Genomic DNA, 12,857 nt, shown 5'->3' with positions numbered 1-12,857 from the left:
TTTAGTTGAGCGACTCAACGGCAAAACATCAAAACAACTAAACATTTATTAGTATTCATAAATTGTAATGCCACTTCTCAGTTTTGGTAATATATAGGTGCTTTTTGGAGGCATTTTTAAGCCTTCGTCTGCAATTTGTTTCATCTGTTGCACATTGGAAGCACACATACCAAAACCCACAGTAAAGTCTCCACTATCTACGCTACTTTTTATGGTAATCATTTCATGCCTTCCGTTAACGTAGGCAATACGATTATCATGTCTTAAATCTTCTATTTTTAAAATGGGTTGAAGAATGGTTTTATACAGTAATTGCGCATCCAATTCGTCTAACGCAGTTTTAAACTGATACGCTGTTTTCCGTAAGTATAAAGAATAAAACTCGCCATCTAAATACATGCTAAAATGATGTGGTTTAGAAGGGTGGTAAGGCATCTGACCTCTGTTTTCTATACGGTAAAATGCATCTAATTTAATTAAAAATTCTTCCTTTGATAAGCCGTTTAAATCTTTTACTAAGCGATTAAATTCATGAATGACTAACTCAGACTCAGGAATTAAATACGACATAAAAAAGTTATAAGATTCTGTGCCTTTGTGGTTGGTATTCTTTTCTTTTTCATCCGTATATAATAAATAAGACGAAGCTGATCTGTGATGCCCATCTGCAATATAGATGGTTTTCATCATACTAAATTCTGCTGTTATAGCTTCAATAGTTTTATCATTATCTATTTTCCATAGATAGTGCGTATCTCTATAGGTCATTGTAAATTCAAATTCAGCATAGCCTTTTTGAGTTTCTTTAATGATGTCCGCAATAATGGCATTATCAGGATAGGTCAATAATACAGGTTCTGCATTAAAACCAACAGTTTGGATATAGCTTTTAAAAGTTTCTTCGCGTTTAGCAATAGTATCTTCGTGTTTTTTTATAATGTCATTTTCATAATCTTCGGCACTGGTTGCTGCGATAATACCACTAAATTCCTGACCATAGCGATTTACAATTTTATAGACATAAAAGGATGGCTTTTCATCTTGAACGAAAACTCCATCTTCCTTAAACTCTAAATATCTGTTTTTTACCAAACGGTAACGTTCTTCACCTGTCACTTCCTGATCGTATTTGTAACCAGGATTTACAATATGCAGAAAACTAAATGGATTGTATTCCATACGAGATTCGCGTTCATCTACCGTATAACTTTGATACGGACGCGCAGCCACCAAGCCTACAATAGCTCTTGTTGGTTTTACTGCTTTAAATGGAATTATTTTAGCCATGTTTTAATACTTTTTACTTAGAAAATTGATCAGAAACTTTCTCAGCTTTTCTGCTCTCAGCATAATCATAAAATCCTTCGCCAGACTTCACTCCTAATTTTCCGGCCATCACCATATTTACTAAAAGTGGACAAGGTGCGTATTTTGGATTTTTAAAACCATCATACATCACATTTAAAATCGATAAACAAACATCTAAGCCAATAAAATCTGCTAATTGTAATGGACCCATTGGGTGTGCCATACCTAATTTCATAACCGTATCAATTCCTTCAACACCAGCAACACCATTGTAAAGTGTTTCAATAGATTCGTTAATCATTGGCATTAAAATACGGTTGGCCACAAAACCAGGATAGTCATTAACTTCGGTTGGTACTTTACCTAATGTTTTAGATAAATCCATTATGGTATTTGTAACTGCATCACTGGTACTGTAGCCTCTAATGATTTCAACCAATTTCATAATGGGTACAGGATTCATAAAGTGCATGCCAATCACTTTATCTGGTCGCGATGTTACAGCTGCTATTTGAGTGATTGAGATCGAGGATGTGTTGGTCGCCAAAATGGTGTTTTCATTGCAAACGTCGTCAAGTTGTTTAAAGATTTTAAGTTTTAACTCTAAATTTTCAGTCGCTGCTTCTACAACCAAATCCGCATGTTTAACGCCTTCTTTGGTATCCGTAAACGTAGAAATATTGCCTAAGGTTTCAGATTTATCGGCTTCACTTATTTTTTCTTTAGCGACCATACGATCTAAGTTTCTAGAAATGGTATCCATGCCTCGTTGTAGAGATGCGTCACTAATATCAATAAGTTGCACTTTAAACCCAGATTGTGCAAAGGTATGCGCAATACCATTACCCATGGTTCCTGCTCCTATTACTGCTATGTTTTTCATTTAATAAAGTATTGTTAAGTGTTTGTTTTTCAGTATGTTATTTTAAATTGTATCGTGGTATAATTATAGTCAAAGTTAGACATTGGTAGTGACATATACAAGTTGAGACGGCTTTTCAATTTTATGGGTTTTAGGCTTGAAAACTAGTTGGTAAAAGTGATTGTGATACTTAATTTATGTGAAGCTCTAATTTAGAATTCTAGATTAATATTTCTGTTAATAAGTCTTGATAATCAATAAATAATTGATATTTTTAAAATAAGTCACTATTTAATCTAAAAAACAACAAATGATCCCAATTAAAACCAAATCCCAACCATTATCCTTAGGGCAATTGTCTTGTTTCATTCTCTTATTGATTTTTAGCATAAGTTTTACAAGTTGTGAGTCGGATAATTCTACTAACGATTCCGATTCAGATGAAAACGAATTAACCGCTTTAGAGTTGGTGGCTGCGGATAGTCCAAATCAAATTACATGGATGGCTAATGACGCAGTGACTTCCAGAAATGGTGATGCTATGGGCTATGGAGTTGTGCTCAATCCTGACTCTCAAAAATTACTGATATTTTTAGATGGAGGTGGTGCTTGTTTTAATAATATTACCTGCTCTGGTAATATTGATAGCTTTACAGAAGATGACTTTTTTCAGCGTATTTCGAATCAAAATGCATTGATTATCGATAGAGATGCTGCAGATAATCAATTTGCCGATTGGAACTTTGTTTTTGTTCCTTATGCTACTGGAGATGTACATTCTGGATCAAATTCAGCTGCTGATGTGCCTAATGGAGGACCAAATAATCAAGTGATGACGGGATTCAGTAACGTCAGCGTTATCTTAAATGAACTAAAAACGTATTTTGATGCGAATGGTGGTGTATCTGAAATTGTTTTTTCTGGTTCTAGTGCTGGCGGATTTGGCATGTATTTAAATACTGTGCAACTTGCGTCTGTTTTCGGAACCGCAACTCCAACCACAGTTTTAGTGGATTCTGGCCCTGTATTTTTAGAGACTTCAATTTTAACGCCATGTTTAGAGTCCACATGGAATAACCTCTGGAGTTTAAATAATAATCTACCTAACGATTTAGATACTGTGGTACAAAGCACTTATGATTTTAATCTTCAAAAAGTATATGAATACTTGGCGGTTAAATATCCCACATTCAATTATGGCTTTATAAGTACTTATGAAGATACAACGATTAGAGGGTTTTATAGTTTCGGACAAGATAATTGTCCAGTTGTGCCATTGCAATTGCTCTCTGCGGAAGCATTTAGAGATGGTTTAATGACTATTAAAACCAATGTGCTCGACAACCATGATAACTGGAAAGTGTTTTACAAAGAAGGCACATCGCACACCTTTTTAGGTAGCGCAACATTGAATGAAACCGTCAATGGCACCACTTTAAATCAATGGATAGCTGATTTAAGAAACGGAACTGCTAGTGATTTGGTGGAATAATAAGATTTACACTATGAAGTTTTGAAAACATACGTTTTAAAACTGATTAATAATCATATTTGCAACTCTTAAAGCTTCTGTGCCATCATGCAAGGTCACCACAGGTTTGGTATTATTATTAATAGCATCTGCAAAGGTTTCTAATTCGTCTAAAATGGCATTGTTGTTTTCAATTTCAGGATTATCGAAATAGATTTGTTTTTTTATGCCTTCTGCATTCTGAAGAATCATATCAAAATCACCAGGATTTTCTGGAGCGTCTTTCATTTTTACAACTTCACATTTCTTCTCTAAAAAGTCCACTGAGATATAAGCGTCTTTTTGAAAAAACCGTGTTTTACGCATGTTTTTCAGTGAAATTCGGCTGGCTGTTAAATTGGCAACACAGCCATTTTTAAATTCAATACGCGCGTTTGCAATATCAGGAGTGTCGCTTACTACTGAAACTCCACTGGCTGAAATATTTTTCACTGTAGAATCAACAACACTTAAGATAATATCAATATCATGAATCATTAAATCTAATACCACTGGCACATCAGTACCACGAGGATTAAATTCTGCCAAACGATGACATTCAATAAACATCGGATTTTTAATCTGATCTTTAACTCCTATAAACGCAGGATTGAAACGTTCCACATGGCCAACTTGTCCTTTAACTCCATGCTCAGCCACTAAAGTTCTAATGGTTTCTGCTTCTTCAACCGTATTGGTAATGGGTTTTTCTATAAAAATATGTTTGCCTTTTTTAATAGCTTTTTTAGCACATTCGTAATGCGAAAGGGTAGGAGTCACAATATCCACAACATCTACAGCATCAATTAAATCGTCTATAGAATCAAAATACGTATAACCGAATTCTTCAACAACCAAATTTGCATTTTCAGGATCTGCATCGTAAAAACCGACAAGATCGTATTTGTTGGATTGATTAAGTAATCTCAAGTGAATTTTACCAAGGTGACCAGCACCAAGAACTCCAGCTTTCAGCATATGTTTAGGTTTTTAACAAAAATAGTGGATTTGAATTACATAATTCGTAAAGAAAGTCTAAAAATTAATACAGCTTACAAATTCCAAAAGCCAAAAACTAAATTCCAAAACATGCGATTTAAAATACAGTTGAAAAGAGGGTTTTGTAGTTTGAAAATTTATGACATTATTTAGATTCTTTTTTAAAGTTGGAATCTTGAATTTAGTTTTGGAATTTGAACTTTTAAGGTTGGAATTTGTTCTTCTTTGAACTATTTTTACTAAAACTAAACTCCGCTTTTTGAAAGATACATTCAAGCATCAAGGCATGCGCCAACAATTGGTTGAAACGCTGGTTAAAAAAGATATAAAAGACCAAGGCGTCTTAAAGGCTATTGGTAAAATTCCGAGACATTTTTTTATGGACTCAGGGTTTGTAGATCATGCGTATCAAGATAAAGCGTTTCCGATAGGAGCAGATCAAACCATCTCTCAGCCCTATACTGTTGCGTTTCAATCGGAGTTATTACAGGTACAACCTGAAGATAAAGTTTTAGAAATTGGTACTGGTAGTGGCTATCAAACAGCGGTACTTTTAGAACTTGGCGCAAAGGTGTATAGTATTGAGCGTCAGAAAGAACTCTTTAAAAAAACGTCTAAATTTTTACCCAAAATCGGTTATCGTGCTAAAAAACTCATTTTTGGCGATGGTTATAAAGGCTTGCCTGAAGAGGCCCCTTTTCAAAGTATCATCGTTACAGCAGGAGCACCTTTTGTACCTAATCCCTTATTGAGTCAATTAGCCATTGGTGGTCGGTTGGTAATACCAGTTGGTGATAAAGTACAAGTGATGACTTTATTTATTAGAAAGGGACCAAAAGCATTCGAAAAACATGAATTTGGTGATTTCAGGTTTGTACCGATGTTAGAGGATAAGAATTAAGATTTAAAAAAGACATGAGACCTTCCCATAGTAATCGGAACTCGTCTTTTTCCCAAAAGAAGAGAACTATTACTGAAAAACTAAAGATTAATTAGTCGCCTTCACAAAAGCATCACTTCCACCAACAACAGGCAAAGTCAATGTGGTCTTATCTAATTTAACGGTTAGTTCGGTTCCTGCTTTTGGATGTAGCGTATATTCCTTATCGCTTGAAAAAATCATGAGTCCAATTTGTTGTCCTGCTTTAATGATTTGATCGTCTGGCTGTAAATCGAAATTAACAGTGTAGAATTTTCCTGGTTTTAAATCCTCTTCATCTGTTAACGATTTGTGGTTTTTAGGATCTGCCCAACCTCGGGTTATAATATTGTCAGTAATTTTAAATTCTTTTCCTTCTTGCCATGGCAGAGACACCAACCAAACCGATAAATTAGCAGCGATTTTACTACTAGATAATGTTACTGTTATTTTAGGGACACCAGAAATATGCAAGTCTTCTTTTAATTTAGGTGTCACATATAAGAGTCTGTTTTTTGAGTTTTCTGTTTTTGCTAAATCACTGCCAGACATAGAAACATCATCAGAAAACAACTCTTCTGCCTCTGGGACAGTATTAAGTGTTAATCCACCAATAGAAGTTCCACCACTAGTTAAGTTTAAAGTCACAGCTTTAGCTTCAGGATTTGGATAATCTTTATAAGCCGTTGGTTTTAATTTATCATCATATTCTCTAACGATATAGGCTTTGTGTTCTTCATTTTCAACACCATTATCAATACCATGTAAATATTTTGTAAACCAGCGATTCATCATAGACAGAGGAGGTGGACCACCATGACCATTCTGATGGTAATAAATTTGCGTTGCTAAGCCTTTTTCTTTTGCGGCTTTGTAAATGCGGTAACTGTGCTCTGGCATCACATTCCAATCATTAAATCCATGAGCCATGAGGAGCGCAGCATTCATATTGTCCATCTGATTCAAATAATCTCTACCTGCCCAAAACTCATTATAATCGCCAGTTGCTCTATCCATACCATTTTTCATTTCGGTATCTCTAACGGTTTTATTATTGTAAGCACGATTTTCTTCTTTGCCGCTATGTACAAAATCATAAAGCACATCAATATCTTCTCCCAAATAACCACCTGGCGAACGTACTAAACCGTTAGAACGGTAATAATGATAATAAGAGGTATTTGGTGCAATAGGAATAATAGCTTCTAAACCTTCAACTCCTGTAGTTGCAGCAGCTAAGGGTAATGTACCGTTATAAGAAGTCCCTGTCATGCCTACTTTGCCAGTAGACCAATACGCTTTTACTTCCTCGTTGCCGTCTCTTTCGGTATAGCCTTTTGCGCGTCCGCATAACCAATCGATGACGGTTTTTGGTGCTAAAGATTCGTTTTTACCACCAATGGTTGGTGCTCCATCTGATAATCCTGTGCCTGGTGAAGACGAATGCACTACAATATAACCTCTAGGTATCCATTTTCTAATATGTGAATTTGAAATAATGGGACGTTGGCCTCTGCGTTGCACTTCAGGATGTACACGTTCTTTTGCGGTTTCACCTAATTCTATAGTAACATCCCACATAATCCCAGGCGCATCACCTGCTACACCAGCAAAATAAGGACTAGAAATATAAATTACGGGTAATTTTAAGCCTTCTGTTTCGGTTTGTGCTGGTCGTGTTACAGCAACATGCATACGATCTGGTTCTCCGTTTCCATCTGTATCGAATTCTGTCTCTACCCATAAATCGTGTCGTAACCAGTTGTCGGAATCACTAAAGGCTTCTACAATTTGAGCTTCACCATCTTTAAAAATGGGTTGTGCTTTCTTCTCAGTGTTTTGGGCACAACTCGCTATTGAAATGGATATGGCAATGCTTAAAATTGAAATTGATTTTAAAGGCTTATTCATGTATGAATTATTTTGAGAGATATTTTATAAAAATAAGTAGTAATTATGACACTGAAGTGGTGTTTAGAATTTCTTTATGACATCCATAAGATCGTCTTTGAAGACATACGACTTTCAATTTTTAGGCAAGTAGGCTTCAGGAATAGGAAATTCATCCGATTCTTGCATCCAATAGATATTAATAATCCACCAACGATTACCATCGTTAAATAATTGAATACTATTGATACCGCTCATTAATGGAGTTTTATCGGCTTTACTTTGGTAGGCTTCATAAGTACTAAAAACATGGGTAATATTTCCAAAAGTTTGAACTTCACGGTTGAGTTCTACTTCATGAAATCCATTTTCTACCAACCACTTTCCAGATGAATTGATATAGTCGTCTGGCGACATGTAACGCACCTTGGTTTCGCCCTTTGGATTTTTCCATGTCGGAATCAGTTTGGCGTCTTTTTGAAACAAATGTTTGAATAATTCCCAATTGCGTGCTTCACCTTTATCACCAGAAATTACGGAGTATAAGCTTGCTATGGTACTATCTAATGTTGAGACATTTTTTGAATAGTCTGTTGTTTCTTGAGCAGTTAAACTCAATGACATTACGAATGCTATAAATAGAAGTTTTTTCATTTTATAAAGTTAAAAGAATTTTAGACCAAACAAAATGGCATCACTCTGAAATCCGCTTTGGTACGAACGCACATAATCTACTCTTAAAAACCTCCATTTTCCCCAACCTATATTATCTACACCAACGGTAAATTCTTGATAAGGAGTTGCCTCTGGTGTTGCTAATAAGTGAGCTCCAACTACTAAATTAAAATTTAGCTTATTTAACAAAGGTACTTTTCCGAGTAAAAAGCCATTAAAATCGTGTTCCGTATGAGCTTCAAAATACGCATCATTGGTACTGGCTGTATAATAGCCTAAATTGTTAAACACGTCTGTGTAATTACCACGACGGCTTACATTAATTTGGTTACCATTAAAATGTTGGTAATCCATAAAGGCAATGTCTTCGGCATTAAAAAACTTACCAGCTCTTAGGTTGTATCTAAATCGTCCTTTATCTCTAATATTAAAAGCTTGCGTTAAACGTGCTTTGATTTGATTAAAATTATAGTCGCTATTAGTGGCTCCAAAACCTGTTTCGTAACCCAAAAATAAGCTTGGATACTTGTCATTGCCAATGTTGAATTTTTCATTAGGATAACTCATGTATTCTTGTCCAAAATTAATACGTGCTGTAAGTGATCCTTTAATAATATTATGATTTTCAAATGGAGCGCTACTACTGGTTGGGTCTAGTGGATTATTGCTTAAAAAGGCTTTATTTTCTTTCGGATAAAAAGTCTGATCAGTTGTGTTGAACAAGGCTTGTCGTCTTTCATAACTAGTATTAGCGTATAAACGGAAGCCATTAAATAACTCTTCGGAATAATTTAATTGTACAAACTGACGTTCGTAGAGTTTCATATAATTTTCTTCAAAAAATAGGGATGCTACAGAATTTTCTAAAAGTGAAATCGGATTCGAAGGATTAAATTGTTGAACAGCAACTCCACCAGATAATGTTAAAAATGAATTACTAACACTATTAAATTTATACGTTAAGCTTCCTGTTGCGCGTAGTCTGTCGTCCGAAAACCCATACTGAATGTTACTGCTTACGCTAAAAAATCGGTTATAATCATCATAGCCTTTGGTGTAAAACACGTTGGCATTTGCTGTAAAACCTTGAACGGTATTGAAGCTCACATCCGAAATTGGGATGTCATAACCAAGTCGGTAATCTTTATGAGAATTTTGGTAGGTATAACCTAAAAGACTGCCTAGTTTAAATTTATTTCGCACTCCATCGATTGAATCTAGATAAGGTTTCGACTCTTTTACAATTTGAATACTATCTTTTTTTATGTAATCGGTACGTTCTTCTAAAGTAAGCGGTATAGGTCTAATTTTATTCCAAAACAGGCTGTCTTTTTTATTGGCTGCATTTTCAAAAGCGACGATTTCGCGACCAAAATCTTTTCTTGTGAGTCCTGCATTAAAGTTATAATTACTATACACGGCTGTAAAGCGTCCATCTCCTTTAATACCAAAAATGCCATATTTAAAATCTAGACTTTGCGAAATTCTTGCCCAAATATCATCAGCTTGCGAGTAGGAAAAACTCTGTTTTAAAGAAATGACATCTACAGCAGGAATACGTGCTTGGATGCCTGTAATATCTAATTCCAACGCATATATTGTCCATTGCTCTTCTACAATATAAATGAACCCTGAAAAAACTGGGTCATTTTTTCGCTTTGGAATGACTTTTACTTTATTAATAAGATTGCCTCTATCGTCATAAAATACACCATCTAATTTATAACGGTAATAGTTAAACGCATTATTGGCTATTGGCGAAATAATTTCGTTGCCAAATTCTACCGTGTTATTATAGAAATTATAATCAACTTCTAGTGCTGTATTAAAGCTAAAGCCATTGTCATTACCACTGACTTTAGAAGCTGTTATCTTTTCTTTTAGTTTATCTGGATTTAAAAATTGTAATTTAGAAATGGTTTCAGATAAATAGATAATACCACTTCGGGTAGAATCTAAACCTCCGCCTAAATCGCCAATGTCTTGACCCATAATTTTTTCGGGAGCATCTTTAATTTTAATCAATCCTCTGGAATAGAAATCGGATGTAAAAGATGCAATTTTATCGAGATTTGCTTTTCGTTGTGCTATAGCTTGTCGCATTATGGCGTTGGCAGGATCGTTTTCTGAATCTATAACGACTTCACTCAGCGATACGGATTCTTCTTCTAAAGTGACGTTTAATTGAAATGGAAATTTGGTAATGGAAACTTCTTTTTTAATGGTTTTAAAACCCAAATAGCTATAAATAATGGTGTAGGTTTTTGGTGTTGAAATGTTAAGTTCGTAATAGCCATCATCATTACTTGTAGTGCCTTTGTAAGTGTTTTCAATTAGGATATTTACAAAAGGTAAAGAAGTATTATTTTGGTCGGTAATGTTGCCAGTAATTTGCGAAAAAACAGACAGACTAAAAACAATACATAGTATGTTCAGTAGATTTTTGGCCATAGTGTTTTGATTGATGATTGTTATTTAATGCTGATTACTGTCGAACTTATAGAATAAATTAAACGCACACGATTTATATGCATCCTACTGTATAACGTATCTAAATGTTACAACTGTACATTAACATAGACCTTATTTTTTTACAAATGGTTGCCTATATCATTTCAAACTTAGGATAAAAATGAATGTATAGAAGTTATAGGAATCTTAAAATTATCGAAAATCTTTCTTAATTCGGTCGAGATTCCGTTTGTTATCACGATCCTTAATGACTTCGCGTTTGTCGTAGAGTTTTTTACCTTTTGCAATGGCAATGACCAATTTAGCGAGTCCTTTTTCGTTAGTGAATAAGCGTAATGGAATAATGGCAATGCCTTTGACGTCCATTTCCTTTTTAAGTTTCTTTAATTCTTTTTTATTGAGTAGTAATTTACGCTCTGCCTTTGGTCTATGGTTATAATGGTTGCCGTATTTGTATTCTTCAACCGTCATATTAATCACAAACAATTCGTCTCTGTCATTGAATTCACAGAAGCTTTCGGCAATAGAAGCTTTACCAGATCTGATGGATTTAATTTCAGTTCCTGAAAGCACAATTCCAGCCGTATATTTATCTAATATCTCGTACTGAAATTTTGCTTTTTTGTTGAGTATGTTAACCGTTTTTTGCATCGCTGTCAAAGATAGTTTTTATAGTTGGAATTTTGAAGTGTGACGAAATAAATGATTTTGAGACACGAAGCTGAAGATCAAGGCGAAGACGAAGACGAAGAACAAGATGAAGATGAAGATGAAGATGAAGATAGACCGAAAATTGATCGTCGCACCACAAAGCAGCGCACCATGAGACTTCGCTGCGTGCGACGAAAGGTTTAGGCTTTTTTGAAGCTAGGCTTTCTTGAAACGATCCAGAGAAAACCCTCGCTTGAGGAATGCCAAACAGCGCCGCGGTGTTATGTGCTTCGATCTACTGCTGTAGACTATTAATATTTAATAGTGTGGAAAACAACACGGAATTCTGGGGAGAGACGCCGACGTGGTCATGGAAACCATGAGGTTTTCGAGCTGGATGGATGGCAAGGCCCAGAGGCACAAGGCGATGATTGTCGATTGTACTCCGCGCTTCGAATGGTCACAGTAGTTCAGGGGGGGTCGCGGGAACGGCGTTGCAAGAGTCAGACGTCGAGGGCCAAGAGTCAAGAAAGATATGTGGTAAATACGTCAAAGCAAGTCAGGGACAATACAATGCCACGATTCCAACCTTGCTCACCGCATCTGCGTACTGCGAGGTGCCAGCGGTGTAGATGGTCATCTCGAACATGGTCGCCGCCTGTGCCAAGAATCGCCTCAGCCCAGGCCTTCGACCCGACGCGATGCAAACCAATGCGATGTATGGTGGGCGCGATGCGGCAACGTCAGTCGTGACCAGAGCAACACAACAAAGAGCCAAACATGCATAGGGAGTGCTGAACCCATTCGCGATAAAAATATTCATAGGCAGGTACCGCAGGAGGGGGTCCAGCCCCCCCCTCCTATGTGAACCCGGTTGGGTCGTCTAGCTAGTCGTAGTGGAGGATGGGGGCCAGTGGGGCTAGACGACAGAGTCCAATAATGGGAGATAAAATAAAAAAACAAAAAACAAAAACTAGTAAGCACGACCATATATGTCTCTTCGCTGGTTGCGCATCCGTTTGCAGGCTTCTCACTTTTGATAGAATTCTTCTCCTTCGTTGGCTCCTGCTCCGGCCAAAGTGCTGTAGATGAATGGACGGTCATCTTTGACCTTCCGCTCAACGTCCGTAGGTTCGTTCTTCGTCCTGAAAGGTGAAGTTTTTCACATCAAAGAAGGACGCCGGAGCTCAAACGGTAGAAGGAATGTGCTTGCCTTTTGGATACCAGTCTGGCCGTGGACATACACGTTTAAAATATTCAGGTGAACATCTCAGAGTTGCACTTTAAATTAACATACATAATATACCTACGTAACTCTCTCTACATCGAATTTACACGCACTTCAAATTTTCCAACTTGATAAGATCAAGCAACCCCTTTCGAAATCTCCTGTGGGTCTACGTATGGATGTGCGTTTGGTATGTTCTCACCCAGATGCCATGTTTCTGTTTAGCGGATTCCAGAAGGTGGGTTCGGGGCAGCGTACATGGAGCTCGGGTGAACGGTGAACCGACACATCGGATTTCTGAACCCTCGACGAAATCAGAACCTTCCTTCGATCGGTTCATCAG

11 protein-coding genes are annotated in these 12,857 nt (G+C 36.4%); 3 read left to right on the top strand and 8 right to left on the bottom strand.

Features of this window, described 5'->3' with window-relative positions; genetic code table 11:
* Positions 1-48 precede the first annotated feature (48 nt).
* Positions 49-1,287, bottom strand: coding sequence for a DUF1015 domain-containing protein (locus tag AB8B52_RS11585; protein WP_406028269.1), 1,239 nt, complete (start codon positions 1,285-1,287; stop codon positions 49-51).
* Between the two features lie 13 nt (positions 1,288-1,300).
* Entirely contained in the window at positions 1,301-2,191 is an 891-nt protein-coding gene (locus tag AB8B52_RS11580) for a 3-hydroxybutyryl-CoA dehydrogenase (protein WP_406028267.1), read from the bottom strand.
* Positions 2,192-2,480: 289 nt separating this feature from the next.
* Between AB8B52_RS11580 and AB8B52_RS11575 the strand changes: the two genes are divergently transcribed.
* Positions 2,481-3,662 carry a pectin acetylesterase-family hydrolase gene (locus AB8B52_RS11575; RefSeq protein ID WP_406028265.1) on the top strand — a complete coding sequence of 394 codons (1,182 nt, stop codon included), beginning with the start codon at positions 2,481-2,483 and terminating at the stop codon, positions 3,660-3,662.
* Between the two features lie 36 nt (positions 3,663-3,698).
* Here the strand turns inward: AB8B52_RS11575 and AB8B52_RS11570 are convergent, their stop codons facing one another.
* Positions 3,699-4,658: a Gfo/Idh/MocA family protein gene (locus AB8B52_RS11570; protein WP_406028263.1), complete on the bottom strand. Its 960-nt coding sequence runs from the start codon at positions 4,656-4,658 to the stop codon at positions 3,699-3,701.
* A 280-nt stretch (positions 4,659-4,938) separates the two neighbouring features.
* Here AB8B52_RS11570 and AB8B52_RS11565 point away from each other — a divergent pair, with 280 nt between their 5' ends.
* Positions 4,939-5,580 carry a protein-L-isoaspartate(D-aspartate) O-methyltransferase gene (locus AB8B52_RS11565; RefSeq protein ID WP_406028261.1) on the top strand — a complete coding sequence of 214 codons (642 nt, stop codon included), beginning with the start codon at positions 4,939-4,941 and terminating at the stop codon, positions 5,578-5,580.
* An 87-nt stretch (positions 5,581-5,667) separates the two neighbouring features.
* Here AB8B52_RS11565 and AB8B52_RS11560 read toward each other — a convergent pair whose 3' ends face one another.
* From AB8B52_RS11560 to smpB, 4 genes are all read right to left on the bottom strand, one after another.
* Positions 5,668-7,509 carry a Xaa-Pro dipeptidyl-peptidase gene (locus AB8B52_RS11560; protein WP_406028259.1) on the bottom strand — a complete coding sequence of 614 codons (1,842 nt, stop codon included), beginning with the start codon at positions 7,507-7,509 and terminating at the stop codon, positions 5,668-5,670.
* A 114-nt stretch (positions 7,510-7,623) separates the two neighbouring features.
* Entirely contained in the window at positions 7,624-8,142 is a 519-nt protein-coding gene (locus tag AB8B52_RS11555) for a hypothetical protein (RefSeq protein WP_406028257.1), read from the bottom strand.
* Positions 8,143-8,151: 9 nt separating this feature from the next.
* Positions 8,152-10,614, bottom strand: a complete 2,463-nt coding sequence (locus AB8B52_RS11550; RefSeq protein WP_406028255.1) for a DUF5686 and carboxypeptidase regulatory-like domain-containing protein — start codon at positions 10,612-10,614, stop codon at positions 8,152-8,154.
* 213 nt (positions 10,615-10,827) lie between these two features.
* Positions 10,828-11,286 (bottom strand): SsrA-binding protein SmpB, encoded by a 459-nt coding sequence (smpB, locus tag AB8B52_RS11545; protein WP_406028253.1) that lies wholly within the window; start codon positions 11,284-11,286, stop codon positions 10,828-10,830.
* A gap of 51 nt (positions 11,287-11,337) precedes the next feature.
* Here smpB and AB8B52_RS11540 point away from each other — a divergent pair, with 51 nt between their 5' ends.
* Positions 11,338-11,490, top strand: coding sequence for a hypothetical protein (locus tag AB8B52_RS11540; RefSeq protein ID WP_406028251.1), 153 nt, complete (start codon positions 11,338-11,340; stop codon positions 11,488-11,490).
* A 355-nt stretch (positions 11,491-11,845) separates the two neighbouring features.
* Here the strand turns inward: AB8B52_RS11540 and AB8B52_RS11535 are convergent, their stop codons facing one another.
* Positions 11,846-12,109, bottom strand: coding sequence for an NIF family HAD-type phosphatase (locus AB8B52_RS11535; protein WP_406028249.1), 264 nt, complete (start codon positions 12,107-12,109; stop codon positions 11,846-11,848).
* Positions 12,110-12,857 lie beyond the last annotated feature (748 nt).

Origin of the sequence: Winogradskyella sp. (genome assembly GCF_045105575.1) — a bacterium.
Lineage (GTDB): Bacteria > Bacteroidota > Bacteroidia > Flavobacteriales > Flavobacteriaceae > Winogradskyella.
Note: the sequence above shows the minus strand (reverse complement) of the source record. Positions and strands in the feature narration are given on the sequence as shown.